This is a genomic window from Corynebacterium sp. HMSC066C02, assembly GCF_001814945.1.
Taxonomy (GTDB): domain Bacteria; phylum Actinomycetota; class Actinomycetes; order Mycobacteriales; family Mycobacteriaceae; genus Corynebacterium; species Corynebacterium aurimucosum.
Genome location: NZ_KV818463.1, coordinates 241,155 through 267,050, shown reverse-complemented (window position 1 = coordinate 267,050; position 25,896 = coordinate 241,155). Strand labels below are relative to the sequence as shown.

General features: G+C 59.7%; 24 protein-coding genes. 14 read left to right on the top strand and 10 right to left on the bottom strand.

The features are described 5' to 3' along the window. Positions 1 to 98: 98 nt before the first annotated feature. Positions 99 to 1,055: an ABC transporter permease gene (locus HMPREF2996_RS09345; RefSeq protein ID WP_239663567.1), complete on the top strand. Its 957-nt coding sequence runs from the start codon at positions 99 to 101 to the stop codon at positions 1,053 to 1,055. Between the two features lie 100 nt (positions 1,056 to 1,155). Here the strand turns inward: HMPREF2996_RS09345 and HMPREF2996_RS09340 are convergent, their stop codons facing one another. Then, positions 1,156 to 1,818 carry a resuscitation-promoting factor Rpf1 domain-containing protein gene (locus HMPREF2996_RS09340; protein WP_010187768.1) on the bottom strand — a complete coding sequence of 221 codons (663 nt, stop codon included), beginning with the start codon at positions 1,816 to 1,818 and terminating at the stop codon, positions 1,156 to 1,158. A gap of 528 nt (positions 1,819 to 2,346) precedes the next feature. Between HMPREF2996_RS09340 and HMPREF2996_RS09335 the strand changes: the two genes are divergently transcribed. Beyond that, positions 2,347 to 2,727, top strand: coding sequence for a cold-shock protein (locus tag HMPREF2996_RS09335; RefSeq protein ID WP_010187767.1), 381 nt, complete (start codon positions 2,347 to 2,349; stop codon positions 2,725 to 2,727). A 148-nt stretch (positions 2,728 to 2,875) separates the two neighbouring features. Here HMPREF2996_RS09335 and HMPREF2996_RS09330 read toward each other — a convergent pair whose 3' ends face one another. Further along, positions 2,876 to 3,463 (bottom strand): DUF2771 domain-containing protein, encoded by a 588-nt coding sequence (locus HMPREF2996_RS09330; RefSeq protein ID WP_010187766.1) that lies wholly within the window; start codon positions 3,461 to 3,463, stop codon positions 2,876 to 2,878. Positions 3,464 to 3,474: 11 nt separating this feature from the next. Then, positions 3,475 to 4,323, bottom strand: a complete 849-nt coding sequence (locus HMPREF2996_RS09325; RefSeq protein WP_010187765.1) for a glutaminyl-peptide cyclotransferase — start codon at positions 4,321 to 4,323, stop codon at positions 3,475 to 3,477. Between the two features lie 65 nt (positions 4,324 to 4,388). Between HMPREF2996_RS09325 and HMPREF2996_RS09320 the strand changes: the two genes are divergently transcribed. The 3 genes from HMPREF2996_RS09320 (at position 4,389) to HMPREF2996_RS09310 (ending at position 7,413) form a co-directional block, all read left to right on the top strand. Continuing rightward, entirely contained in the window at positions 4,389 to 5,018 is a 630-nt protein-coding gene (locus HMPREF2996_RS09320; protein WP_010187764.1) for a DUF3027 domain-containing protein, read from the top strand. A 126-nt stretch (positions 5,019 to 5,144) separates the two neighbouring features. After that, positions 5,145 to 6,548: an NCS2 family permease gene (locus tag HMPREF2996_RS09315; protein ID WP_070645855.1), complete on the top strand. Its 1,404-nt coding sequence runs from the start codon at positions 5,145 to 5,147 to the stop codon at positions 6,546 to 6,548. A 43-nt stretch (positions 6,549 to 6,591) separates the two neighbouring features. Then, complete coding sequence (locus tag HMPREF2996_RS09310; protein ID WP_049154150.1) at positions 6,592 to 7,413, top strand: TrmH family RNA methyltransferase; 822 nt, start codon at positions 6,592 to 6,594, stop codon at positions 7,411 to 7,413. Here HMPREF2996_RS09310 and HMPREF2996_RS09305 read toward each other — a convergent pair. The 3 genes from HMPREF2996_RS09305 to serC all read right to left on the bottom strand — a co-directional run bounded on the left by HMPREF2996_RS09305 (position 7,365) and on the right by serC (position 10,642). Beyond that, the gene (locus tag HMPREF2996_RS09305; protein WP_070447329.1) at positions 7,365 to 8,195 is read right to left on the bottom strand and encodes a DUF6928 family protein; all 831 of its coding nucleotides are present in this window, start codon (positions 8,193 to 8,195) and stop codon (positions 7,365 to 7,367) included. The genes HMPREF2996_RS09310 and HMPREF2996_RS09305 overlap by 49 nt on opposite strands. A gap of 13 nt (positions 8,196 to 8,208) precedes the next feature. Continuing rightward, positions 8,209 to 9,393: a septation protein SepH gene (sepH, locus tag HMPREF2996_RS09300; RefSeq protein WP_070447326.1), complete on the bottom strand. Its 1,185-nt coding sequence runs from the start codon at positions 9,391 to 9,393 to the stop codon at positions 8,209 to 8,211. Positions 9,394 to 9,511: 118 nt separating this feature from the next. Beyond that, entirely contained in the window at positions 9,512 to 10,642 is a 1,131-nt protein-coding gene (serC, locus tag HMPREF2996_RS09295) for a phosphoserine transaminase (RefSeq protein ID WP_070645859.1), read from the bottom strand. Between the two features lie 151 nt (positions 10,643 to 10,793). On the opposite strand from serC, the gene HMPREF2996_RS09290 reads away from it, so the two are divergent. The 6 genes from HMPREF2996_RS09290 (at position 10,794) to HMPREF2996_RS09265 (ending at position 17,144) form a co-directional block, all read left to right on the top strand. Then, positions 10,794 to 12,086 (top strand): citrate synthase, encoded by a 1,293-nt coding sequence (locus HMPREF2996_RS09290; protein ID WP_080975042.1) that lies wholly within the window; start codon positions 10,794 to 10,796, stop codon positions 12,084 to 12,086. 172 nt (positions 12,087 to 12,258) lie between these two features. Continuing rightward, positions 12,259 to 12,615: an FKBP-type peptidyl-prolyl cis-trans isomerase gene (locus HMPREF2996_RS09285; RefSeq protein WP_010187736.1), complete on the top strand. Its 357-nt coding sequence runs from the start codon at positions 12,259 to 12,261 to the stop codon at positions 12,613 to 12,615. 164 nt (positions 12,616 to 12,779) lie between these two features. Then, positions 12,780 to 13,637, top strand: a complete 858-nt coding sequence (locus HMPREF2996_RS09280; protein ID WP_070645861.1) for an aldo/keto reductase — start codon at positions 12,780 to 12,782, stop codon at positions 13,635 to 13,637. Positions 13,638 to 14,071: 434 nt separating this feature from the next. After that, positions 14,072 to 14,416, top strand: coding sequence for a DUF485 domain-containing protein (locus HMPREF2996_RS09275; protein WP_049154159.1), 345 nt, complete (start codon positions 14,072 to 14,074; stop codon positions 14,414 to 14,416). 3 nt (positions 14,417 to 14,419) lie between these two features. Then, on the top strand, positions 14,420 to 16,066 hold the full coding sequence (locus tag HMPREF2996_RS09270; RefSeq protein WP_070645863.1) for a solute symporter family protein: 1,647 nt from the start codon (positions 14,420 to 14,422) through the stop codon (positions 16,064 to 16,066). 85 nt (positions 16,067 to 16,151) lie between these two features. After that, positions 16,152 to 17,144, top strand: coding sequence for a hypothetical protein (locus HMPREF2996_RS09265; protein ID WP_371441128.1), 993 nt, complete (start codon positions 16,152 to 16,154; stop codon positions 17,142 to 17,144). 23 nt (positions 17,145 to 17,167) lie between these two features. On the opposite strand, the gene HMPREF2996_RS09260 is transcribed toward HMPREF2996_RS09265, so the two are convergent. Beyond that, positions 17,168 to 18,094, bottom strand: a complete 927-nt coding sequence (locus HMPREF2996_RS09260) for a DUF1906 domain-containing protein (RefSeq protein ID WP_070710649.1) — start codon at positions 18,092 to 18,094, stop codon at positions 17,168 to 17,170. A gap of 124 nt (positions 18,095 to 18,218) precedes the next feature. On the opposite strand from HMPREF2996_RS09260, the gene HMPREF2996_RS09255 reads away from it, so the two are divergent. Further along, on the top strand, positions 18,219 to 19,220 hold the full coding sequence (locus HMPREF2996_RS09255; protein WP_070710650.1) for a hypothetical protein: 1,002 nt from the start codon (positions 18,219 to 18,221) through the stop codon (positions 19,218 to 19,220). 31 nt (positions 19,221 to 19,251) lie between these two features. Here HMPREF2996_RS09255 and HMPREF2996_RS09250 read toward each other — a convergent pair whose 3' ends face one another. After that, entirely contained in the window at positions 19,252 to 19,680 is a 429-nt protein-coding gene (locus HMPREF2996_RS09250) for an OsmC family protein (RefSeq protein WP_070710651.1), read from the bottom strand. 126 nt (positions 19,681 to 19,806) lie between these two features. Here HMPREF2996_RS09250 and HMPREF2996_RS09245 point away from each other — a divergent pair, with 126 nt between their 5' ends. Together HMPREF2996_RS09245 and HMPREF2996_RS09240 are read left to right on the top strand one after the other, a co-directional pair. After that, on the top strand, positions 19,807 to 22,017 hold the full coding sequence (locus tag HMPREF2996_RS09245) for a LamG-like jellyroll fold domain-containing protein (protein ID WP_070731131.1): 2,211 nt from the start codon (positions 19,807 to 19,809) through the stop codon (positions 22,015 to 22,017). A gap of 165 nt (positions 22,018 to 22,182) precedes the next feature. Continuing rightward, the gene (locus tag HMPREF2996_RS09240) at positions 22,183 to 22,395 is read left to right on the top strand and encodes a hypothetical protein (protein WP_070701537.1); all 213 of its coding nucleotides are present in this window, start codon (positions 22,183 to 22,185) and stop codon (positions 22,393 to 22,395) included. On the opposite strand, the gene HMPREF2996_RS09235 is transcribed toward HMPREF2996_RS09240, so the two are convergent. Beyond that, a complete protein-coding gene (locus HMPREF2996_RS09235; protein ID WP_070731129.1) occupies positions 22,376 to 24,148 on the bottom strand; it encodes an ABC transporter ATP-binding protein in 1,773 nt (590 codons plus the stop codon). The two genes, HMPREF2996_RS09240 and HMPREF2996_RS09235, sit on opposite strands and share 20 nt — an antisense overlap. After that, entirely contained in the window at positions 24,141 to 25,889 is a 1,749-nt protein-coding gene (locus HMPREF2996_RS09230) for an ABC transporter ATP-binding protein (RefSeq protein WP_070510464.1), read from the bottom strand. The genes HMPREF2996_RS09235 and HMPREF2996_RS09230 overlap by 8 nt, the downstream gene beginning before the upstream one ends. Positions 25,890 to 25,896: the final 7 nt, after the last annotated feature.

Here is a 25,896-nt window from a genome sequence, read left to right as displayed (position 1 = left end):
ACACTATGCTCCACTTTGTAAGTGAAACACCCTGTTCCATTTGGAGGTTAGAAGTGTCAGCGGTGAAAAGTCAGGAAGGAAAGCAGCCATCGGTTGCTGTGAAATCGATAGTTGCCATTGTGGGGATCCCCGTCGTCATCGGCCTTATGCTGTGGGCGTTTTTGGCGCCCACCTTTGCGTCGGGTCCGGCTGGCGTTCCGGTTGCCATTTCGGCGCCGGAGCCCATGCTCGAAGGCATCTCGCAGAAGATTGAGAGTGCGGCGGGGGATGAGGCCCCGGAGATCGTCGTGAAGCACAGCGAGGCCGAGGTGCGCGACGCGGTGCTGCAGCGTGAAGCTGTTGGTGGACTGGTCATCTCCCCGCAGGGCGCGAGTGAGTTCACCGCTGCGGGAAATGGTGCTCCCTACGTGACGATGATTGATGGCCTCGCTGGCCAGCTTGAAGCACAAGGAATGTCCGTGGAGAAGCAGGAGCTGGCGCCGACGACGAAGGAGGACCCGCAGGCGAGCGGTATCGCACTGCTGGGCCTGCCGCTGGCCTTTGGCGGGATTATTTCCGCTGTTATTGCCACCTTTGCATTTCGTGGCAAGAAATGGGTCAAGCTGGGGGTGCTCGTTGGTATTGCGCTTTTCGGCGGGCTCGTTGCTACGTGGATGCTGCACTCCGTCTATGGAACCCTCGGTGGCAGCTTCGCTGCCGAGTGGATGGCTATCGCTGCGGGCATCCTTGCGACGTCTGCGGTGACTGCAGGCCTTGCGGGGGTGATGGGTGCCGCGGGTATTGGAATCGGTGCCGTGCTGACTATCTTCTTAGCGAACCCGCTGTCGGGTCTGGCAACCGGCCCGTGGCTGCTGCCTACCGGGTGGTCGACGCTGGGGCAGTGGATGCCCATCGGCGCGACGGGTCACCTAGTCCGCTCGCTGTCCTTCTTTGATGGGCAAGGCTTCGGCCATGCGTGGTGGTCGCTAGGGCTGTGGATTGTTGTTGGCCTAGTGTTGCTGGCCTGTGATCGGTCGCGCGCTAAGGAAGACGCTGCCGTTGAGGAAAAGGCTTAGTCAAAACTAAAAGAGGCTGGATGGAGAAAACCATCCAGCCTCTTTTGTGTAGTTAAAGCTTTGCCTTTATGTGCTCAGCTTGCACGGCGCGGCGCGCTGCTTAGCGTGCAGCCAGAACCTGTGCCAGCGGGTCGATGACGTGGCGGTTAGCGGAGTAGAAGGCGTTGAAGTCGTGGCGGTTGGCCTTGTACTGCTCGGTGAAGGAAGCCGGGATGGTCAGGCCGTACTGGGTAGCGGTGTCCTCGATGAGGGTGTAGAGGGCGTCAACAGCCAGCTCGTCGGTGGGCTCCTCGGCAGCTTCGTGGACTGCCTTCGGTGCCTCAGCCGGTGCCTGCGGTGCGGTCTCTTCCTTTACCTGGGTAGCAGCCGGTGCCGGGGCAGCGCTCACGTTGCGCGGGGTCGGGGCGGAGTTCAGGCCCAGGCTGGCGGAGCAGGCCGGCCATGCGCCCCAGCCCTGCTGTGCCAGGGTGCGCTCAGCAACAGCGATTTGCTGCTCGCGGGTTGCCAGGTTAGCGGTCGGAGCGAACTCACCGCCGCCGTAGGCCTGCCAGGTCTGAGCGTTGAACTGCAGACCGCCGTGGTAACCGTTGCCGGTGTTGATGGCCCAGTTGCCGCCGGACTCGCACTGTGCGAGGCGGTCCCAATCGGAATCCGGTGCAGCGGCAGCGTTCGGTGCCATGATGGCTGCGGCGGCGCCCACGGCAACAGTGGAGGCGGCAAACTTGGTGGCGATGGACTTGTTCTTAGCGGAGTGGCGTCCCATTAAAGTATTCCTTCTCTAGGTTGTTCTTGCTTTCTCGCGCCCAGATGATGCCCAGTCCGGCATATAGTTTTGCAATTGATGTTCATGTTCATGCACATCATGTATGGCCGCCGTGCGGAAGCCCGGACTGTGTCTGGGGCGAGACTTCCACGGCCGGCAGCCGAAGTGCCTGAGGGAGAGAGTAGCGGTTTATAACGAAACAGTCACGTTAAATGGCCCAAAACGGTAACGGAAGTGTCAATTTCTTAGCATTTCCCCTGCTCGGCGCGGAAATGTTAGCTATATCACACATGTAACGGGTGTGATTGTTGGGGTGATATCTATCGTGGGTTTCTTTGTCGGGAGCGTGAGGGTTAAAATGTATCTCTTTAAAAGTTCCACGGATAATTCCTCCGCGCGGCTGCAAGGATTCGGTTCACGCTTCGCCGCGCCTCCTCGTCCCAAGACGGGCGGAGCCTATCAGCCTGGGGCCTGGCAGCGCCTAAGCTCTTAGAAGAGGAGACACGGAAAGAAAGTGAGTGAAGAGCCATGCCTATCGGCAAAGTGAAGTGGTATGACGCAGACAAGGGCTTCGGCTTTGTCAGCAACCCCGGCGATGAAGACGTCTATGTTGGTCGCAATGTGTTGCCCAAGGGCGTTGATGAGCTGCACCAGGGCCAGCGTATTGAATTCGATTTCGCGGCTGGCCGCCGTGGCCCGCAGGCACTGCGTGTCAAGGTGCTTGATGTCCCGCGCCGTCGCACCCCGGCCCGCAAGCCCGAAGAGCTGGCGAGCATGCTCTCCGACGTCATGACACTGCTTGAGACCCAGGTGCAGCCGGTGCTGAGCCAAGGCCGCTACCCGGAGCGCAAGACTGGCCGCCAGGTTGCCGAGATCCTGCGTGCTATCGCCAAGGACTTGGATAGCTAAGGGCCAAAAGCCTTAGACCCGTAACTAAAAGGTGCCCTAGCTGACGAAAGTTGGGCTGATTTTTCAATGATCAGTCCTAGGTTTGGCAACTAGGGCACTTTGTCGTTTGTGTAGGCGCGTGGGGGGGGCAGCGCGCGCCGCAGCGCTGCTACTTCTCAGCTGGAGCTTCAGCGTCGCCAGTGGCCTTGGACTCCTTGAGCTCCTCATCCGTCATGGTGGACAGGGACCACACCGTGTGCATTGGGGTCTCTTCGCCGTTGGCATCGCGGCCAATCATGAGCGTGGAAATCTCCACCACCTTTAGCTGGGGGCGCTCGCCGGTGGAGGCCTCAATCGGCGGCACGGAGCCGGGGATCTCTAGCGAGGTGGTTTCGTTGGCGCCGTGAGCGGTGCTGTCATTGGCGGCCGGGTCATCATAGATGGACAGCACGGACCACTCGTGGTTGTAGATAGCCTCGGGGATCTCCAATTTCAGGGTGTCATCGGGGCCCACCGTCAGGTTAGGCACTTCGCCCTCTTCGCAGTCCGTGCCGGGCTCGCAGACGATGTAGGGAGAGACCTCTAAGGTGTCCTCGCCCACTGTGGCCGTGATCGTGACGTCTGCTGGCTCGGGGCCGGGGCGGTCGTTCCACCACTTCTGGAACAACACCACTGCAACGACGATGACTGCCACGGCGATAATGAGCGCCAGAAACTGCAGTAGCGACTTCTTCCTTGCTTGCTTCACGGTAGCCATGGCAGAAAATCCTACTCGAAGCGCACCCGGTACAGCTCATCCCAGAGCTTGCCGGTGATCCAAAACTCGTCGGTGCCCGGGATTCGGGCAATGCCGTTGAGGACCGCGTTGGGATCTGCAGAGGGAACGTGGTTGAGGTTCGCAGTATCAATCACTGCGGTGACCACGCCGGATGCGGGATCGATGCGCAGGATATCCTCGCTCATCCAGACGTTGGCGTAGACCGCGCCATCAACGCACTCAAGCTCATTGAGATTATCCACGGGAGAGCCGTCGAGGGTGACCTCGGTGCGGGGACCGAGCTCTTCGAAAGTCTGGGGGTCGAGGTGGCGTAGCTCAGCGGAACCATCGGACATGATGAGCTCAGAACCAGCGTTGCACAAGCCCCAGCCTTCGCCGTCGTAGTGAACTCGCCGGAGCTCCTCAAAGGTGGTGGAGTCCCGCAGGAAGGCCGTGCCGGACTTCCACGTCAGCTGCCAGATGCCGGCGTCGGTTTGCGTGATGCCTTCGCCGAAGTATGTGTGCTCGAGCGTGGTTTCTTCCAGAGGGGTTTCTGTTCCCGGGTTGAAGCGCAGCAGGCGCGACTTGCCGTTAAGCCCGGTGCCGATCAACAGGTTGCCATCGGGGTCGACTTCTAGGCCCTGGGTGAAAGTATCGGCAGGCAGGGGTGCGGTGTCCAGGACGGTGACACCGAGGTGCTCTGGGGCGCTCGCGCTTGGCGACGTCCCACCCGCCGTAGACGAAGAAACATCCTCGTGTGCGGCTTGAGAGGAGCATGACGTTAAGGGTGCGAGCAGTGCAGCAGCGGAGAGGACGGCAGCAAGTGCGCGGAGGGCGCGGTCGGTGTGGAGGAGAGGCATGACTGTCATTGTGCACTATGGCGCGGTACGTGATTAATAATGGGAGAGTGACTCGCAAGAAAAAGATGCATTCCCCGCTTCTCGATTCGACCGCCGTCAACCTAGCGCGCCGGGCCGTGGAAGAGGTAGGTGAGGGGGACGTCGGCAAGCACCGCGGCGTTGCCGGTGTGGGCCGCAACGTGGCCACTCACCGTTTTGATGCGCACGTACCGGGCTATCCGGGGTGGGAGTGGCACGCCGTCGTTGCCTGTGCAGAAGGCTCGCGCATCCCAACCGTCAACGAGGTAGCCCTCGTCCCCGGCGGGCAGGCACTTCAAGCGCCGGAGTGGGTTCCTTATTCCGAGCGCCTGCGCCCAGGAGACCTGGGGCCGGGTGACCTCATGCCGCCCGCGCCCGATGACGACAGGCTGGACGAAGGGAAGCTCTCCCAGGTTGGTCTCACGGAGGCCAAGGAACGCTGGCGCAAGAAGTACGGGCCGAATTCGGATATGGCATCCCAAGCCCAGCTACAGTGCAAAACCTGCGCTTTCTATCTCGAGCTGCTGCCTAATTATGGTGTCTGTGCCAATGAATACTCCGCGGATGGAAAAGTGGTGCACGCCACCTACGGGTGTGGCGCGCATTCCGGCACGACCGTCCGTGAGGAGGGATCGGAGCAGGAGAGGCCCTTCGATGATGAGAGACCTATCTACTAAAGAGTGAGGTTTTCTTCCCGCGCGCAGCAGCAATGCCGCGTGCGGGTTTTGCGTTTTAGTGCCTCGATGGAGCACCCTTAGCAGGTAAAACTTCATTTCTCTAGATAGAAGGGGCGCTCTCTCACGATGAACGCAGCTATCGATCGCTATTTCAAGATTTCCGAACGCGGATCCACCGTAGGAACCGAGGTCCGCGCCGGCGTGGTCTCGTTCTTCGCGATGGCCTACATCATTCTCCTCAACCCTCTCATCCTGGGTACCTCCGCCGACTCCGCCGGTACCACCCTGGGCATCCCGCAGGTTGCTGCCGCCACCGCCCTGGTGGCTGGTGTCATGACCATCGCCTTCGGCATGATTGCGCGCTACCCGTTCGCCATGGCTGCGGGCTTGGGTATGAACACCTTCGTGGCCGTGACCATGGTTTCCCTCAACGGCCTGGAATGGCGCGAGGCCATGGGCCTCGTCGTCATTGAAGGCCTCATCATTGTTCTGCTGGCCATCTCCGGTTTCCGCCAGGCGGTCTTCGACGCCATCCCCGCCTCCATGAAGGCCGCGATGGGCGTGGGTATCGGCATGTTCATCGCGCTCATCGGTTTCGTGGACGGCCACTTCGTCACCCGCGTTCCGGATGCTGCAATGACCACTGTTCCGGTGAGCCTGGGAGTCAACGGCTCGATTGCTACGTGGCCGGCCTTCGTCTTCGTCGTGGGCCTGGTTCTGTGCAGCTTCTTCGTCATCCGCCAGGTTCGTGGCGGACTGTTCATCGGTATCGTCATTACCACCATCATCGCCATGATCATCCAGGCACTGACTGGTTCCGAGGACTGGGGCATGGCCACCCCGGAGGTACCTAGCTCCCTGGGCGGTCTGCCGGACCTGTCGATTGTGGGCCAGGTGGATCCGATTAGCGCCTTCACCAAGCTGGGTGTGGTCTCCACCGTCTTGCTCATTTTCACCCTGCTGCTCACCAACTTCTTCGATGCCATGGGCACCATGAACGGCTTGGGCAAGCAGGCCAACCTTGTGGACGAGAAGGGCAACCTTCCGGAGATGAAGACGGCCCTGGTGGTGGAAGGCTTTGGTGCCGTTGCTGGTGGTGCCGGTTCGGTGTCCTCCAACACCGTGTTCGCGGACTCAGCGGCTGGTATCGGTGACGGTGCCCGCACCGGCCTGGCTAACGTTGTCACCGGCATCATCTTCCTGCTGGCGATGTTCCTCACCCCGCTCTACGAGATTGTGCCCATTGAGGCCGCAGCCCCCGTACTCGTTATCGTCGGTGTGATGATGGCAGCCCAGCTCAAGGACATCGAGTGGAACCGCATGGAGGAGGCCATCCCGGCCTTCCTCACCATCGTGGTTATGCCGTTCACCTACTCCATCGCCAACGGTATTGGCGTGGGCTTCATCGCTTATGCACTGATGGCGACCTTCGCCGGGAAGGCTAAGAAGGTGCATTGGATCATGTGGCTCGTGGCTGCTCTCTTCGTGGTCTACTTCGCTATGGATCCCATTAGCTCGCTGTTGGGATAGCCCGCCTGGGATGAACGCTTGGCCCGGCGCTTAGACTAGGGCCATGCGTTTTGTCATTGATGACCCCACAGACCCTCGCCTGGACGATATCCGCGATCTCAAGCATGCGGATAAGTCCGGCGAGGGTTTCGTCTTTGGTGAGGGCCCACTGTGCGTGGAGCGCCTGCTCGCCTCTCGCTTCCCGGTGCGCTGCATCATTGGTTTTGAGGGGAAGTTGGATACGTTCCTGGAACACCACGATGTTGGCGATATCCCCGTTTACCAAGTAACCCGCCAGACTCTGGGGGAAGTAACAGGCTTTGATATGCACCGTGGGCTGGTTGCCGCAGCCGACCGCGCGGAAGCCTGGACCGTGGACGAGGTCGTTGAGGGCGCGCGCACCCTGGCCATCATGGAAGGCGTAGGCGACCACGAAAATATCGGATCGCTCTTCCGCAACGCTGCAGGCATGGATGTCGATGGCATCCTCTTAGGCTCTGGTGCGGCGGATCCGCTCTACCGCCGCTCGGTGCGTGTGTCCATGGGGCACGTTCTGCGCTTGCCCTGGGCGCGCTTCGACGGTGGTTTTACCACCTGGCAGCGGGGTCTAGAGCAGCTGCGTGAAAAGGGCTTCCGGCTGGTGTCGCTGACCCCTCATCCAGACGCGGTGCATATTGCCGATGCCCTAGCAGGCGCAGACAAGGTGGCTCTGCTGGTTGGTGCGGAGGGGCCGGGTCTGACTGAGCATGCCATGCGCGCTACCGACGTGCGCGCCCGCATTCCTATGGCGGAGGGCACGGATTCCCTTAATGTGGCGACGTCGGCAGCCATCGCCTTCTACGAGCGCCAGCGCTCCCAGAGGCTCCGCGAGGTCGACACCGCATAGCGGCGCACCAGCCCGCCTAAGTGCTTGGCGGTACGGATGATCTCTTCACCAGTGGATTCCGGTTCGAGGTCGTGCTCCTCGTAGTCGTCATAATCGTTAAGTCCCAGCTTCGCTACCGAGGTAGTGGCCACCTCGGCTACGCTTCGGCGGGGTGGGGGAGTATCGACCTTGGGCTCAGGGCGGCCGTCGGTGGCGTAGCCCACGACGTCCACGTCCGGCCCGTCTTCGCCCACCTCAATGCCCAGCCAGAATTCCTGGGCCGCCTCGGTGATGGTGAGTGGCTCGAAGGGCAGGGAGATACCACCCGCAGGCTCATCCATCTCCCCGGCCCAGAAAGGGGCCTCGAAGGTTTCAGGCAGGCCATGATCCTCGTAGAGGTTAAAGCGCGTTCCGCACAGGGAGCGCCGCAAGCGGCTGCCCGTCCAGTGCGCAAACCCGGCGTAGCCGGTCTCCGCATTGGAAGCAAAAGCGTAAATTTCCGTGGCGGGCACGGCCTCGCGCAGGGTGCGGGAGAGTTGCGAGAGAATCAGCTGATCATCGTGGATGATGGTCTGCACGACGGTCACACCCGGATAGCCACCCACATAGAACTCGCTCGCGCCGGGCTCGGCGGAACGGTTGAGGGGGAATTGACCGATGGGCGTGACGGGTAGAGAGGGATTGAGTTGAGCAAGGAACTTGCGGCCGAAGCCGCGGTCGGCCTTGGGCTCGCCGCGAAGAACTTCGGCGGGATCGGCGGCGGTGACGTACCAGAGAGTGAGAACGGCGCTTTGGGTATCCACGGCAGGCTACTCGCTAATTGCGGGGGCGCTTGGTAGAGGAGCGGACGCCGAGCAACACATCCTCCCAGTGCGGGGTGACGGCCTTACGGCGGCGCTTGGTGGGTTTGGGTTCCGGATCCGGGTTCTGGAGGAAGTCCTCGTCCACTCCCGTCTCCTTCTCCTCGGACTGCGGTGCGGACTCCTCGCCAGCGGGAGCTGAGTCCTCAGCGCTTGCGGTTTCGGCCGGGTGCTCTCCGCCGTGCGGGGAGGGGAGCACGGAAGGCTCGGCGTAACCGTCGGCGTCTTCTCGGTTACCGGCGTTGTCGCCGCCGGTGTAGGAAGACAGTTCCGTCACGCCGGGAGTACCAGCGCGCGCGTCCTCGTTGACCTCCCGCTCTTCGGCGTAGTCGCGTCCGTCGATGGCTTCGTCATAGCGCTCGCCGCGGCCCACGGAGGTTAGCGAACGCACCGGCTGGACGAAGTCCGGGTCCGTCAGGTCTGCCGCCACAGAGTTGCGTGCCTCCACCGTGGCCGGCGAGGACATGGTCTGCTTGAAGGTCCACTCTGCCTCGTTGGCGGATAGCCCAGTCTTCCAGGTGATGCGCAGGATCCACGGCTCGCCCTGGTGGCGGTAGGCATCCCACGTGGCCTCCGACAGCGAGTGTCCGCGGGCGGCGAAGGCAGTGGCCAGAATCTCCCACAGGGTGAGCTTGGCCGGGCCATCTTCGCGGATGGGGTGTGCCTGCTTGGCGACGTCCGCGATGCGCGCCCGCTCCAAGAGCACTGGGTGCGCGAAAGGCTCGATGCGGGATTCCGGAACGCCGAGTTCCTCGGCGATCTCCGCGGCAGTTGCGCCGGCGCGGATGCGGGACTGAATCTCATTGGGCCGTAGGCGGATTTCTTGTGCCTGCGGTGCGGGCTGGCTCTGTGGGGAGGAAGGTGAGCCGCCAGAGGCGGGCATGACGGTGCGCAAACCGGTGGAGCGCTCAGCCTGTGCAGGCGCGGTGGTGGAATCTTCGGTTGCTGTGGTGGCGTCGCCCTCATCCTGGGCGGCCGAGTCTTCCGCCGCGGTCTCGGATTCAGATTCGGCGGAGTCGGCGGGAGCGAAAAGCTCGCGAAGCTCGTCGGTGACTTCGAGGAAGAATTCCTCACCATCCTCAGCCCGGAGGACGAGCGAGGTGTCAGTTGAGTCGCTGGGTGCGAGGAAAATCTCGCGCATGATGGCGCTCCTTAGCCTGGTAGCGGACATGTGATGAAGTCCACTTTACCCAGAACATGCCCCGAACTCTGGCAAGAGAGCGGGGCATGTTGTGTGACGTAACTAAAAGGAGTGAAACTTAGCGGTTGTCTAGGACGTAATCGATAGCCTTGGTGAGCTTGGTGACGTCCGCCGAGTCAATCGCCGGGAACAGGCCCACGCGCAGCTGGTTGCGGCCGAGCTTGCGGTAGGGCTCGACGTCGAGAATGCCGTTGGCGCGCAGCGTTGCGGCGACCGCAGCGGCGTCGACTGAATCTTCGAAGTCAATGGTGCCGACCACCAGGGAACGCGCAGAAGGCTCGGCCACGAAGGGGGTGGCCTCCGGGCGGGCCTCTGCCCAGTCGTAGAGGATGGAAGAGTTCTCCGTGGTGCGCTTGACCATCCCGTCGAGGCCGCCGTTGGTGTTCATCCACTTGACCTGTTCCTCCAGCATGAGCAGCGTGGCTACAGCCGGGGTGTTATAGGTCTGGTTCTTGCGGGAGTTGTCCACTGCAGTCTGCAGGTTGAGGAAGGCCGGGATGAAGCGATCGGAGGAGTTGATCTTCTCAATGCGTTCGAGGGCTGCCGGGGACATTGCTGCCAGCCACAAACCGCCGTCGGAAGCAAAGCACTTCTGCGGGGAGAAGTAATAGACATCGGCATCAGCCATGTTGACCGGCAGACCGCCGGCACCAGAGGTGGCGTCGACGACAACAAGCTGCTCTGCGTTATCCGGATTGGGGCGGGTCACTGGGACCATCGCACCCGTGGAGGTTTCATTGTGGGCCCACGCGATGATGTCTGCGCCTTCGGCGGCTGCTGCCTTCGGATCTGGGGCGGTGCCGACCTCGGCTTCGGTGACGAGCGGGGTGTCGAGCCACGGGGCAGCGGCAGCGGCTTTAGCAAATTTAGAGGAGAATTCACCGAAGCTCAGGTGGGCGGATTTTTTCTCGATCAGTCCGAAGGTTGCTGCGTCCCAGAAAGCGGTAGCGCCGCCAAGGGAGAGAACAATTTCATAGCCCTCTGGTAGGGAAAATAGCTCAGAGAGCCCCTCGCGAATGGAGCCGACGAGGTTCTTGACGGCTGGCTTGCGGTGCGAGGTACCAATGATGGTGTCGGCACCGGCGGTGATTGCCTCAATTTGGGCTGGGCGGACCTTGGAAGGCCCGCAGCCAAAACGGCCGTCGGAAGGGAGGAGATCTGCTGGCAGGACGAGTTCTGAGTTGCTCATGGGGGCAGTGTAGCCTAATTTCGTTCGCACACTAGATACTTTGCCAGGATTGCCAATGTTGGCAGAGTCACAGGTTTTGCTACAGTGTGAAGAGGTTTAGATCTGTCGCGCCGGCCGTGGTCGGCGTTGAACATTGAGGAAAGGAAAACACGTGGCTTCTGAAAAGAACAAGGTTGTACTGCAGTACCCCGGCGGCGAGTACGAGATGGACATTAAACAGTCCACTGAGGGTGACTCCGGCTTCGACATTGGCAAGCTCCGTAACGAGACTGGCCTGGTGACCTTCGACCCGGGTTATGCAGCGACCGGTTCCACCGAGTCCAAGATCACCTTTATTAATGGTGAGGAAGGCATTCTCCGCCACCGTGGTTATGACATCGCGGATTTGGCTGAGAACGCCACCTTTAACGAGGTGTCCTACCTGCTGATTAAGGGCCACCTGCCGACCGAGGACGAGCTGTCGAAGTTCAACACTGAAATTCGCCACCACACCCTCCTGGATGAGGACTTTAAGGCGGCCTTCAACATCTTCCCGCGCGATGCGCACCCGATGGCCGTTCTTGCCTCCTCCCTTAACATTCTCTCCGCTTACTACCAGGACCAGCTCAACCCGCTGGATGAGGAGCAGCTGGACAAGGCTACCGTCCGTCTGCTGGCTAAGGTGCCGATGCTGGCCGCTTATGCTTACCGCGCATCGCAGGGTAAGCCTTATATGTACCCGGATAACAAGCTCAACGCACGCGAGAACTTCCTGCGCATGATGTTTGGTTACCCGACCGAGGACTACGAGGTTGACCCGGTTGTGGCCAAGGCCCTGGATAAGCTCCTCATCCTCCACGCTGACCACGAGCAGAACTGCTCCACCTCTACCGTCCGCATGATCGGCTCCGCGCAGGCCAACCTGTTCGTTGCCATCGCCGGTGGTATCAACGCGCTGTCTGGCCCGCTGCACGGCGGTGCTAACCAGGCCGTTCTGGAGATGCTTGAGGATATCCAGAACAACCACGGTGGTGACGCTACCGACTTCATGAACCGCGTGAAGAACAAGGAAAAGGGCGTTCGCCTCATGGGCTTCGGCCACCGCGTGTACAAGAACTACGACCCGCGCGCGGCAATCGTCAAGGACACCGCTCACGAGATTATCGATCACCTGGGCGGCGACCCGATGCTGGATCTGGCCATGAAGCTCGAGGAGATTGCGCTGAACGACGACTACTTCGTCTCCCGCAAGCTCTACCCGAACGTGGACTTCTACACCGGCCTCATCTACCGTGCCATGGGCTTCCCGACGGATTTCTTCACCGTCCTCTTCGCCATCGGCCGCCTGCCGGGCTGGATTGCTCAGTACCGCGAGCAGCTTGAGCTCAACACCAAGATCAACCGCCCGCGCCAGATCTACACCGGCGAGACCCTGCGCAAGGTCACCCCGCGTAGCGAGCGCTAAACGGTAGCCTTTACGGCGGCCGTCTACAGGCCGCCGCGGCTTAGCGTATAGCCCATACGCTGCATTTCTAGGGCCGAGCCCCACATCTCCGTTTATACTGGAGGACGTTGTGGCTCGGCCTACGTGTATGCGGCCAGCAAAGAAGAAAGTAATCCAAGGAGGATAATCCCCAATGGAAAAGCCCGTAATTGAGCCGGCAACGGAGCCTGCTCCCCAGGACCTTGTCATCGAAGACATTGTGGTGGGTGACGGCGCCGAAGCCCAGCCGGGCGGCTTCGTTGAGGTCCACTACGTTGGTGTTGACTACGAGACGAACCAGGAGTTCGACTCTTCGTGGGGCCGTGGCCAGTCCATCGAATTCCCGCTGACCGGTCTCATCGCCGGCTGGCAGGAAGGAATCCCTGGCATGAAGGTTGGCGGCCGCCGTAAGTTGGTCATCCCGCCGGAGAAGGCCTATGGCCCGGCTGGTGGCGCACACCCGCTGTCTGGCCGCACACTGACCTTCGTCATCGATCTCATTCGCGCCTAAAGGAGGAAGGGGGCACAGCCCCTCTTTATCTCTTTAAACGACGCCCTGACCGGCCGCGCATTAGAGCACGGCACACATTGGTGAGGGCGTTTCGCGCGTTTTCGTCGGAGCTGAAGGAGCCGTACCGCCCTTTTCTGCTACGCAGCGCGCGGCAGTGCGGCACAATGGGGGACATGAGTGTCCCACAAACTACGTTCAATGATGACCGCGAGATGCCGCTATTGGGTCTCGGAACCTACAAGCTGCGCGGGGAGGAGCTTGTCCGCTCCGTGCGCGAAGCCATCGACCTAGGCTACCGCCACTTCGATACAGCCACCCTCTACGAGAATGAAGAAGAGCTGGGCCAGGCGCTCAACGCCGCTATGAAGGCCGGCGACGTGACCCGCGATGAGCTCTTTATTACCAGCAAGGTCTGGCACGACCACCATGGCAAGGACAAAGTGGGCCAGGCTTTCCGCGAGTCCCTGGACAAGCTGCAGCTGGACTACCTTGACCTCTACCTCATCCACTGGCCCTGGCCACAGGGCGGGTTGTACGTGGAGACCTTCGAGGAGATTGCCCGCATGCAGGGCATGGGTCAGATTGCGTCGATTGGCGTGGCCAACTTCTATGAAGAGACTCTGCAAACTTTGATCGATGAGACGGGCATCGTGCCGGTCCTCAACCAGGTGGAGCTGCACCCGGGCTTTACGCAGTCGGAGCTGCGTCGATTCCATGACAAGCATGACATCGTGACGGAAGCCTGGTCGCCCCTGGCGCGCGGTGTTGTCCTCACTAACCCCGAGGTTGAGGCAGTAGCTGAGAAACACAATATTACTGCTGGCCAAGCTGTCCTGGCATACCTGTTGAACAAGGGAATTTCGGTCATTCCGAAGTCCAGCCGCCGCGAGCGCCTGGCGGAAAACTTCGCTGCCGCGGAGGTAGAGCTTACTGCCGAAGATGTCGCGGCACTCGACGCGCTTGATGGCAAGGAAGGCTTTGGCCGCATGTTCAAGGACCCGCGTGAGTTTCCTGGCGCCTAAAGCTTGAACACTGCGGGGTGCGTTACGTGCCCGTGAGCGATGGAGCCCGTCTTCCGCATCGCGCTCTTTTTCCTTCAATGTTTTGGGAAGAAGGGTGGGGTGCTGAAGGCGGGCTTTGTTGTGTGCCTGGGAAGGTGGGGATCGGCAGGAGAGGAGAGTGAAGATCTGTTAAAGATCCTGCGAAGTTTCGGTTTGCTAAATTAGATTCCCTCTTTGAATTCTCCTGTGGGGGTGCTAGCGGTGAGCTGAAAATGCCTTGTAGATGCAGGGGGAGGGGGTAGTAAAAGTGCGTGTTATTAACTTTTCTTGGCAGGATTTACAACCTTGCAAGAGGGGTTAGGTAACTTACTGTGCAAGGCAAAACGTGATTGAAGACACTACCTTTGTCTCTCACCACGGTTTGTGGAGAAAAGACCCCTTGTAAGGAGAGCGACATGACTGACGCACCTGCTTCGATTAACTCGCGCCGCGAACCTACGCCGCAAGAGTTCATCGAGATGCGTGACAGCCCGCAGTTTGCCAAGCTGCGCGGCACATACCGCAAGTTCACCTTCCCCATGACTGTGGCGTTCTTTGTGTGGTACGTCCTCTACGTGCTGGCCGCCGTTTTTGCGCCAGACTTCATGGCTATTGAACTTGGGGGAGGCTGGAACGTTGGCCTCATCTTCGGGCTAGCCCAGTTTCTGACCACCTTCATCATCACGTATATCTACGTTAACTACGCCAATAAGAACATCGAGCCGCAGGCAGCGGCCATTCGCCAGGAACTGGAGGGCTAAACAATGCAGACCATGACCTTGGCCGCAGCGGAATCCTCCGCCGGCAATCCGATTCTCAATATTTCAGTCTTCGCGGCGTTCCTTGTCGTCACCATGTACGTGGTGCTGAAAGCCGGTAAGTCCACGAAGGAAGCTTCTGATTTCTACACCGGTGGCGGTAGTTTCTCCGGCCGCCAGAACGGCCTGGCTATCTCCGGTGACTACCTGTCCGCCGCATCCTTCCTGGGCATCGTCGGTGCCGTCGCGCTCAATGGCTACGATGGCTTCCTTTACTCAGTGGGCTTCTTCGTTGCCTGGCTCGTTGCTCTGATGCTCGTCGCCGAGCCGATGCGCAACGTCGGCCGTTTCACCATGGCGGACGTGCTGTCCTTCCGTCTCAAGCAGCGCCCGGTGCGCGTGGCGGCGGCAATCTCGACCTTGTTCGTGTCGCTGTTCTACCTCATCGCACAGATGGCCGGCGCGGGCTCCCTCGTGGCCGTGCTCCTGAATATTCACGACTTCAAGTGGCAGGCCGTCGTCGTTGGCATCGTGGGCATCCTCATGATCGTCTACGTTCTTGTCGGTGGCATGAAGGGCACGACCTACGTGCAGATGATCAAGGCCGTGCTCCTGGTCACCGGTGTGGTCATCATGTGCATCCTCACCTTTGTCTTGCTGAAGGGCGGCTTCAGCGCCCTGTTTACCCAGGCGATTGATATGCACGCTAATTCCGAAGCAATCAAGGAAGGCGGCTACGAGGCTTCCCAGATCATGGAGCCGGGGCTGAAGTACGGCAAGAACCTCACCACGAAACTCGACTTCATCTCCCTGGGTATTGCCCTCGTTCTCGGTGTTGGTGGCCTGCCGCACGTTCTCATGCGCTTCTACACGGTGCCGACCGCGACCGAGGCTCGCCGCTCCGTTACCTGGGCCATCGTCATCATCGGTGCCTTCTACCTGATGACCCTGGTTCTGGGCTACGGCGCTGCCGCCCTCGTTGGCCCGGACCGCATCCTCGCCGCACCGGGCGGTGCGAACTCCGCGGCCCCGCTGCTGGCGTTGGAGATCGGTGGCTCCATCTTCATGGCGGTCATCTCCGCGGTGGCCTTCGCTACCGTTCTGGCTGTTGTCGCCGGCCTCGCCATCACTGCTTCGGCTTCCATCGCGCACGATATCTACCACTCCGTCATCCGCAACGGTGAGTCCACCGAGGCTGAGCAGGTTCGCGTTTCCCAGATCACCGTGGTCGTCCTGGGCATTGTCTCCATCATCCTGGGCATTCTGGCCATGACCCAGAACGTTGCCTTCCTGGTGTCCCTGGCCTTTGCCGTGGCTGCCTCCGCCAACCTGCCGACCATCCTGTACTCCCTGTACTGGCGTCGATTCAACACCGCAGGTGCCGTGGCGTCGATGTACACCGGTGTTATCTCCTGCTTGGTACTCATCTTCCTGTCCCCGGCAGTCTCCGGTACCCCGACCTCGATGTTCCCGAACGCTGACTGGTCCATCTTCCCGCTGTCCTCCCCGGGCCTGGTCACCATCCCGCTGGCCTTCTTCGCCGGCTGGATCGTTTCCATCATGACCCCGCCGGACAACCTAGAAGAACTGTCCGCCGAGATGGAGGTTCGCTCCCTGACCGGCGTGGGTGTTGAGGCTCCGGTGGATCACTAAAACGCCTCAATCACACCGTTTCAGGCGGTAGAGAGTAGAATCAAACATCGTGTTTTACTCTCAGCCTTCTCACAGGGCGGCGTCAGTGCGAGCTGGCGCCGCCCTTCTGGCGTGCGTACTCGGTGCAGCCTCTCTCGTTGCGTGCTCGCCAGCGCACGAAGAAGACTCCGCGGCTGGCGGTTCAGCGCAGACCAGCGCACGCAAACCTGGCCCCATCACACATCGGAAAGGCCAGTTGCAGCTGGCCGCTGTCCCGGACTCAGTAGGTCAGTTCCTCAAGGGCGATGAGTCCAAGGCCATCACGTATTACCGCATTGAGACTGGCATGCACATGGGCTCGACCACTGAACACCAGCCGCGCTATGCGTTGAGCCTGATCAAGCTCTACATCGCAACCTACGTGCTGGAACGCGGGTCTTTCGAGGACAAGTACGTAGCACTGGATATGATTGCTGATTCCTCCGACGAGAGCGCCGCACAGCTCTTTGAGAAATATCCGCGATCCATCGATGCCATCGCTAAAGAATATGGCTTGGAGTCCACGTCCGCGGGGGAGGACTGGGGGCATTCCATGACCTCTACGTACGACGTTGTGAGGTTCATTGTTCAGCTCATGGAGGATGATCCGACCCATCCTGTGCTGGTGGCGATGTCACACGCCGATGCCGTATCGGCCGACGGATATCAACAGAACTACGGCACCGCGAAGCTGAGCGACGTCGTGGGCTCTAAGTGGGGATGGTCGGACAGCAAGGACCGCCATTCCTCGGTGTCTTTTGGAGAGAACTTCGTCGTGGCTGCGTCCATCGAAGGAAGCGCTCAGGAGCTGACGTCTTATGTACGCAAGGAGATCACCGGTAAAAACCTGGTGAAGGGCAACAACCTGAACAAGGAGGCGCTGGCTAATCCTGGTGCTGTTGCCACGCGCTTGACGACGTCCAGCGCTGCGCCCACTGCGACCTCCACGACAGCGACATCGGCTGCCGCGACATCTTCCTCTTCGGAGCCGTCTTCCTCTGCACCGTCTTCTCGGCCAACGTCTAAGACGTCGGCCTCGAAGACCCCCGGGGTGCGCTAGAATATCGCGCCCCGGGATGGCTATTAGCCCATGGATTGGCGCACGGTGTTGAGGATATCCACCGCGCCGCGCACTTGGTCATTGCTGATGGAAGAACCAGCAATGGTGATGCCATCACTGCTCACACTGGAGCCTCGACCAGTGGGATCCGGCAGGGTGATGTTGGGCAGCGAGACGTTGTCCGGCACGGCCGGGATGTCCTTGACCTTGGGCGGCGTCACCGCGCCTTGGCCCGGGGTCCACTGGCCCCAGTCATTGGCATAGACGGTGTTAATATCGCAGGTCACGCCGTCGATGGTGGCCTGGTTCTTTGCCTTCTGGTGGATGGTGGTGCGCGGGTGAATCTTGCCGCCCGAGCCCCAATCGTGCATCCAGTAGAACTGGCCAATGCGGTCGTTGACGCACCAGTCGATGACGTTGTAATTGCCGTATACGCCGGTCTGGTAGCCAGCGGCGCTCAGCGCCGTCGAGAAGGCCTTGAGGTAAGGGCGGATTTTGTTCTCATACTGAGCGCGGGTGGGGTTGTCATCGATCGCGATGTAGATCGGGCGGCCCGTCGGCCCACCAGCGGCCTTGTGGATGGCGATGGCCTGCGGGGCGTGGACCGCAGCGCCCGCAGCGCCGTTGAGCCAGTCGGCGGTGTCGGCGCGTCCGAACTGGTAGATGGAGGCGGTCTTCAGACCGGCAGCAGCGTTGGCCTTCGTCTCCGCCAGCGTGACCGGCTTGCCCTTCATCCAGTCGGCGCCGGGGCGACGCTGGGAAACATAGCGGATGGCGCCAAGGTGGCCTGCGGCCTTGATCGCGCGCGCAGAAGGGACACCGGCTGAGAAGTCAATGATGGTGCCCACAGCTGGGCCCACAGCGAGGGCGGCAGGTGCTTGGCTGCCTATGGCGCCGGCGGTCAGCGCGAGAGCGCCAGCTTTGATAAGTGAACGGCGGGACAGAGACATAGTGGAGTTCTCCTAGAGGGCTGAGTGCGACGATGAAGGCGAACGCAAAGAAAGTATCTGGGATAACTTTAGTCACAATGGTCTAAAATTTCACCACTGAGCACCCAAAGACGGAGGAATAAGTATGACTGAAGAGCTGAGAATGCGTTTCATTCAGGGCGACAGCGTGTTCCGGCTGAACCACCAGCAGTTCAGCGATGCTGAGGTGCAAGCGGCGCTTCAGGGCTACATCGAGAACTGCCGTCGGAACTCTCAGTGGATCCTCGATACCCGTGAAGAAGGAAACACCCTCGTGGTGGAGCATCTTTTCCCCGCGGAAGAATTCATCGAGGCGAATAATGACCGCCTGCACATCGATGAGGCCTTCGTCGAATCACTGCCCCTGACGTACCCAATCGTGTTTGAGATCCGCTCGGGCTACTTGCGCATCCACAAGCCGCTAGCCAATAAATACGGGGCTCTCCTGTCTGACTTCATTCGTGGCTTGTGGGAAGTGTTGCTGCAAGGGCAGGTGAAATACCTGTGGGATCACGGCTTTGCGCAGTGCGGTGGCGTGGGAACGATGCAACTCAACGCCTATGGTTTGTTGGAGCCGGACGAGCCGATCATCGGGTTTTACCGGGTAGACGTTGACATGCAGCACGAGGCCTGGGTGTATATCACCCCGCAAGGGCTCATTCTGGTTTTTGACGATGACGATGTCCTTGCCTTCGACAAGGTGGACATGCGCAATCCCTCGATTCCTTCAGGAGTCTTTTCTTTTAGCATGCTCAAGGCAGAGGTGGTTGGAACCGGCGGCGGCAAGACCATAAAAACCTCAATGAGCCCGAAAGACCTCGGGGAACTAGACCAAGCGCGGACGGATATCCGCACCATGTTGTCCTCGCCACACCAAGGGCAGCCGCGCCGCATGGTGGATCCGAACCCGCTTCCCTGGCTCGTGGTGGACGGCGAAGAGCTGGGCTATATGGCACAGGCGGACCTGGAGCGCTACTGCCGCCTTCGCAGCGATGCTGGGCGCAACCCCTTCGGGGATGACTCCCACACTATGCAGGAAACCATGGACAACCCCTTCGCCGAATCGTGGGAGGAGAACCCCTCGCGCGACGATAACCCTTTCGCTTAAAGCGCCCCACAGGCGCTTAAGGCGTGCAGCCTTAGGGCTGGGTCGTGCGGAACGTGACGTTGGTGGGGTTTTCTACCGTGCGGGACACGGTGCAGTCCTTGTCGTGGGAGATGCGCACGAGGCGATCCACCATGGACTGGGCTTGGCGGCCGGCGTCGGTATCAGGGAAGCGGAGGGAGAATTCCACGTCGACGTCGCTCAGCCTTGAGGCGCCGTCCTCGTTGACGCGGGTGCCTTCCACGTGGACGTCGAAAAGCTCCGGCTCCGTGCGTCGGGAGGTGACCACGTCGACGTCGACGGCCGAGCAGCCCGCCACGGCGGCGAGCAACAGCTCCACCGGGCTCAACAGTCCCTCGCCCTGGCCAAACTCGAGGCTGGCCCCTGCAGCATTCGTGGCGCGGTAGTGGCCGGTATCTACGCGGGTGACGTCGACGTCATACTTCTTCGTGATGTTGCTCATGAGCGTTCATCCTAGCGGCGAGTAATCATTTAAACGTGCGTTCACGCAGTAGTTACGTGAGCGCAAGCTGTGGAGAATACATTTCTGGTGTCTCTTTTGGTTGTATTCACTGTGATTGGAAGATCTATGACGTCTCGCCGCCTGCTCGGCACCGTGGTCACCGCTTCGGTGGCCGGTACGTTCCTCGTTGCCCCTGCCTCCGCTGCCGAACCGACAGGGGATTTGGGATCGCGCTTTAGCATCGGCGTGCTGCCGGATACCCAGTTCTACTCCCGTTATTCCACCCCGGAAACTGGCAACCTGGCCCAGGCGCGCTACGGTAGCGAGCCTTTTAAGGCGCAGACCGAGTGGCTGGTGAAGAACCAGCAGGCGCTCAACATGGACTTCGCTACCCACCTCGGTGACGTGGTGGACCAGGCGGACGTCGAGGGGGAGTGGAAGGTCGCCGATGAGGCCATGGAGGTCCTCGACGGTTCCGACCTGAACTACTCCATCCTGCCGGGCAACCACGATATGATTCAGGATGGTTCAGCGCATCCCTACAACGACTACTTCAGCGCCGGGCGCGCCGAGGCTGCTAACCCGGAGACTTTCCAGGAGCGCCACACCGCAGTCAACAACGACTCTGAGTACCACATTTTTGAGGCTGAGGGGCAGAAGTACCTGGTCTTGGCACTGGCCTGGCGCGCGGATGACGAAGCGCTCGAGTGGGCCCAGGGCGTTCTCGATGCTCACCCAGACCTCCCGGTCATCCTCACCAGCCACGAGGTGCTCAACATCGATGGTGCTGGCGAGGTCTTCTACTCCGATGACTACGGCCAGGGCCTGTGGGACAAGTTCATTAAGAAGAACGACCAGATCTTCCTTACCATGGGCGGCCACCACCACGGCGCGGGCTACCGCGTGGACAAGAATGATGCCGGCCACGAGGTCATCGGCATCCTGCAGGACTACCAGATGGCCTACCAGGGCGGCAATGGCCTGCTCGGCGTGCTTGAGTTCGACCTCTCCGGCAACGAACTGGAGATGACCGCCCTGTCCCCGTGGGTCGCGCAGAAGCCGGCAAAGGAGCTCACGCAGTTCGACAAGCTCATCCTCGATGGCAAGGGCGATAGCTACCACGTGACGCTCAACTTCAAGGAGCGCTTCGCTGACTTCGCCCCAGACTGGTCCATCGGCGATGAGAATGACCCGGACCTTGGCCAGAAGGCCCGCGACATCGCTGAGGAAGGCTACACCCCGTACACCATCCCGAAGGATCAGCTTCCGGAGGGGCCGAACGACTTCGTGAAATCCGACAAGACCGTCTTCCACTGGCGCCCGGGCCAGACCAAGGATAAGGAAGGCAAGCAGCTTGCCGACGGTGACGTGGCCACCGAAGGCGCCATCATTCCGGATGCCTTCGGCGCCGACGGTGCCGGCGACCTCGTTCGCGAGGGTGGTCCTTCCAACACGGGCGAGCGCATCACCTACACCAAGGACCACCACCCGCTGTCCTCTGATTCTGGCTCCCTCTACTGGTCCGACCCAGCCGGCAAGGCCGCGATGGCGGAGTTCCGTTCCAAGGAAGGCGCTGAGATCAACAAGGTCGATACCTCCGCGGGCTACACCTTCGAGTCCTTCGTGAAGATCCCGAAGGATTTCAACGGCTCTGAGCACGGCTGGGGCAGTGCGCTCTCCCGCGACTCCAGCATCGCTGAGCTTGTCGACGGCTCCGAGGACACCGACCCCACCGTCATGTTCGGCATCTCCAACCTGCGTGAGCTGCGCTGGTGGGCAGAGCCCAAGGAAGGCGAAGGCTCGACCGTGTGGTCCCACGAGGTGCCCACCGATGAGTGGATGCACATCGCCGTGGTGAACAAGCCGGATTCCGACACCGTGGAGATGTTCATCAACGGTGCACCGATCCTGCGCAACGCCAAGGGTGCCGAGGGCCTCCTCCCGCGCGACCTGCAGTGGGTCATGGGCGCTGGCTTTGATAACCGCAAGCCGCAGGACCCGTGGTACGGCTGGATTGGTGAGACCCGCCTGACCCAGGGCGTTCTGGACTCCGACGAGTGGCTCACCGCCCGCCCGGCCGTCCAGAAGGACCCGTCCGAGGACGACAACACGCCGTCCCAGCCGACGGATCCAACCGACACGAATGAACCTTCCATCGACGACATGGGCCAGGCCTTCTTCGCCGGCTCCAGCCGTGGTGCGAAGGTCATCCTGCCCATCGTCGCTGTCATCGCAGTCCTCGGCGGCGCGGCCTATGGCCTCATCCCCACCATCAACCGCGTCTTTGGCCTGAACATCCCGCAGCCTCCGCTGCCGAAGATTCCGGGCCTGAACTAGCGCTCAGCCCACGAACCTCCGTCCCCCGACTCACATTGAGGCGGGGGTTTTCTATTGTGTTGGCACGTTTCGCAGCGGCCTCTATTTGTTAGAAAGGTCGCTTGACTGATTCGGCTTCACAGTGCTTCGTGGGCCTGAAATCGCTAGGGCAGCATGTGCTTGCCCGTGCGCAAGGAACTGAAGATTAAGGAGAACGATCATGAACAACAAACTGGCGAAGGCATGGCCAACGCCGCGCAGTGGTCGCTCGTAGCCGCTACCGCATTCTTCGCTCTGAGCTTTGTCGGTGCACTTAGGGTGCTCCGTGCTGCGGGGGAGAAGGGTGCCCCCGCAAACAACGCCGATCTCGGTGCCCGCGTTAATCGCGTCCCGAACTGATTTTCCACCCGCGTGCTGCTTTGCGTTGCTGCCAGAAGTGACGGTAGATACCGGGGACATCGGAAAGCTCAGAATGCGTGCCCAGCTGGCTGACTTGCCCGTGTTCATCCAAGACTACGATTTGATCAGCAGATTTGATTGTATCCAGCTTATGGGCGATGACAATAAAAGTAGATTGCTCCCGTAGCTCGTCCATCGCAGCAAGAATGTTTGCCTCATTTTCTGCATCGAGTGCGGAGGTAGCCTCATCAAAGAGTACAATCGGCGCTTGCTTGAGAAGCGCGCGAGCTACAGATACGCGCTGGCGTTCACCACCGGATAGAAGCCGACCGCCTTCACCAACAGGAGTATGCCACCCTAGGCGGTTGGCAATAGAAGTCACGCCTGAAAGATCAGCTGCGCGGAAGACTTCCTCATCGGAGGCGTCGGGACGACCAACGCGGATATTAGCGATTAACGAGTCGTCGAAGAGGTAAACGTCCTGAAAGACCATGGACAGCCTGGACATTAACTGTTCGGTTCCAAGCTCGCGGATATCTACGCCGTCAACCATCACCGCCCCGGAATCTACATCCCAGAATCGCGAAATAAGGCGCGCAATTGTGGTCTTTCCGGAGCCAGAAGGACCGACAATGGCGGTAACGGTGCCTGGTCGAGCATGGAAAGTGACATCTACCAATACTGGTGTATCGCCGTATCCAAACGTGACATTAAGCAGCTCTACATTTCCCGAACCATCGCCTAGGCGCGGAGTAGTGGGTTCTGGCAGGGAAGGAGCATCGGTGATGAGCTCAGTTTCTGCAAGCGCGATACGGCCGGCATCTAAACCGACGAAAGAAGAACCCAGCTGCTCAAGCGTGCGGGTAAACCTCAAGCTGATTCCGATGATCGCAATTGTTTCTAGTGGCGATAGGGCGCCTTCAACGGCAAGATCCGCGGAGACCATAATGAGAGCCACAATGAAGATCTGCACTACTATGCCGTTGAGTAGCAAAGCTAATGTGGATACCCATAGCTCGCGTATTCGTGCTTTATGGTCGATTTCTAGCGCTTGCTCTAGTGGCGCAAAAACTTGTGATTGTCCTGCCGCGCGCAGGGCTGGTTGACGGTTAGCAAATTCTACGATGCGCTGGGAGAGCTCTTTACTCGGCCCCAGTGCGCGGTTCGATGCTTTCTCACGAATCCATGCAGCCAACTGCATCACCACGAGCGCCAATGGTGCGATGATAAGAAGGACCAAGCCCAGCTTCGGGTTCCAGAAACACGCTCCTACTAACAAGGTGACAAGTGCCGCGCTATCGCGGTATATCGTTCCTTGAACATGCGCAATGGTCTCGGACGCCACCATAAAGCGATCTGAAACGAGGCGAGATAGGCCGCCGGTATTAGCCGGTACGAACCAGCCGAGCGGTAGCGTTGCTAATTTATCGCCCACAGTCGTGTGCGCGGCTCGGATGAAATCCAAGGCCGTGTGGTAAGAGGCCAGGGTTGCGAAAAATCGTAGCGCAAAAGCTACGAGCGCAATTGCCAAAAGCGTCCACATCCATGGTGCGATCGTCGTATCCCCATCGAGTGCCTTTGTAAGTGGCACGAGCGTGAGAACGGCGAGGCCATCAAGCACGCCAACGATAAGCGATAGACAAGCATACCTTTTATTGAGCTTATGGCCTACAGGACTTTGCAGCTTTTTGACACTGCGAGTGAGTAGCGGATCACGAAGACGCGAACTAACAGGCGTAGTGGCATTAGACATGAGAATTATCCTTCATAGGCTTGAGGCAGATTATTTGGTCTGCTCCTTGGATGGACTCCGGCTTGTGGGCGATGACTAAGACGGTCTTGCCTCTGACGAGTGTGGCTAGAGCTGCTTGAATTTCTGCTTCGCAGTCAGGATCAGTTGCCGCAGTAGCTTCATCCAGGATCAAGATTGGGGCATTGGTAATGATTGCCCGGGCAATAGAAATGCGTTGCTGTTGTCCACCGGATAAAGAGGTGTCTTCACCAACAACGGTGTCGAGCCCAGCCGGTAAAGCGCGAATATCAGCAGCTATGTGCGCAGCCTCTGCGGCTTGCCAGATCTCTTCATCGCGGGCTTCTGGGCGTGCAAGGCGAATGTTTTCCCGAATACTCATACGCAGTAAGTGAGGATCTTGTAAGACGAAAGCCACAATGCGGTACAAACTGTCGAAAGTGAGATCACGGATATCCACGTTGTTGATAGTGATTGTGCCCGAATCTGGATCCTGGAAACGCGCCAGCATCGTTGCTGCTGTGGATTTGCCAGACCCGGAGGGGCCAATCAATGCCGTGACAGTGCCTGCATTTAGTTGCGCAGAAAAGTCTTGGAGGACTGGTTTGTCTGGGGCGTAGCTAAAGCTGACCTTATGGAACTCCACCTCCATGTCTTGACTACTGGCATCGAGGCTCTTTTGGCCTTCTTTCACATGGGAAATTGTCATGACTTCATCAAGGCGCAACGCCGCATTGCCAGCGAGCTGGTAAGACCACATCATTTGGCCGACGGTTTGAATCGTGCCCGGTATCACCAGCGCAATTAACGTTGTTGCGATGACTTCAGCGACCGTGACATAGCCACCAGCTATCAGCAGGGAACCGGCTCCTACATTGATAAGGATGAGGACAGGAACCGCCACCACAGACTCTGAGATTGCGGAAACACGCAGAAGCGGACGTACCCACTCGTAATAGAATTCCGCGAATTTTTGGGCAGCTTCGCGATATCGAGCGTGGGCTTTGCCAACGGTGCCGAAAGCCTTGACGACGGAAATACCTTCGGAGAACTCCACCGCAGTCGCAGAGACCTCACCCAGATAATTATCCATTTCCGCAGTTTTTGTGCCCATATCTTTCATTGAATACGCTTGGATTGCTAGGAAAATGGGCACAGTGGCAATAGAAAGTAGACCAAGGCGCCAATCCAAGATAAAGGCATAAACCAGAAGCGCGAGGGGCGTAAAGATCGCGGCGACCTTCTCTACAGGAGCATGGGCTGTCAGGGTGTGCAGAGTTAACGTATCGTCCTCGACGGCTTTGCGGACTTTGCCGGAATTAGTCTGGCTAAACCACGAGAGTGGTGCTTTCGCAATAGCGGTAATAATTCGGCGCCGGTTAATCCCCACCAGCTTTGCATCAGCGAAGTGGGTGATCGCAAGGGCAAGGAAATAGAAGAATAGCTGTCCCAAAAATGCAGCAAGTAGCCATTTCACAATGGACGCGACGTCATCAGTATTGCCGTCGATTAGAGCATTTCCCAGTGCCACCAACGCGACGTAGGGTGCTACGGCCAGTACCGAGGATATAAGCGAGAGAAACTGTGCGAAGTAGATGGTTGTTTGCACTGGGGCCAGTAGCTTTTTTAGAGCGACCTGCCCGGCTTTTAGTTTTGCGCGAGCCTCTTCTTCCGGTGACGCACCGTGTGATTCTGGTGCGTGGGTTCCGCTTGATTCTGTGGAACTTTGTTTTACTTCAGACATTACTTTC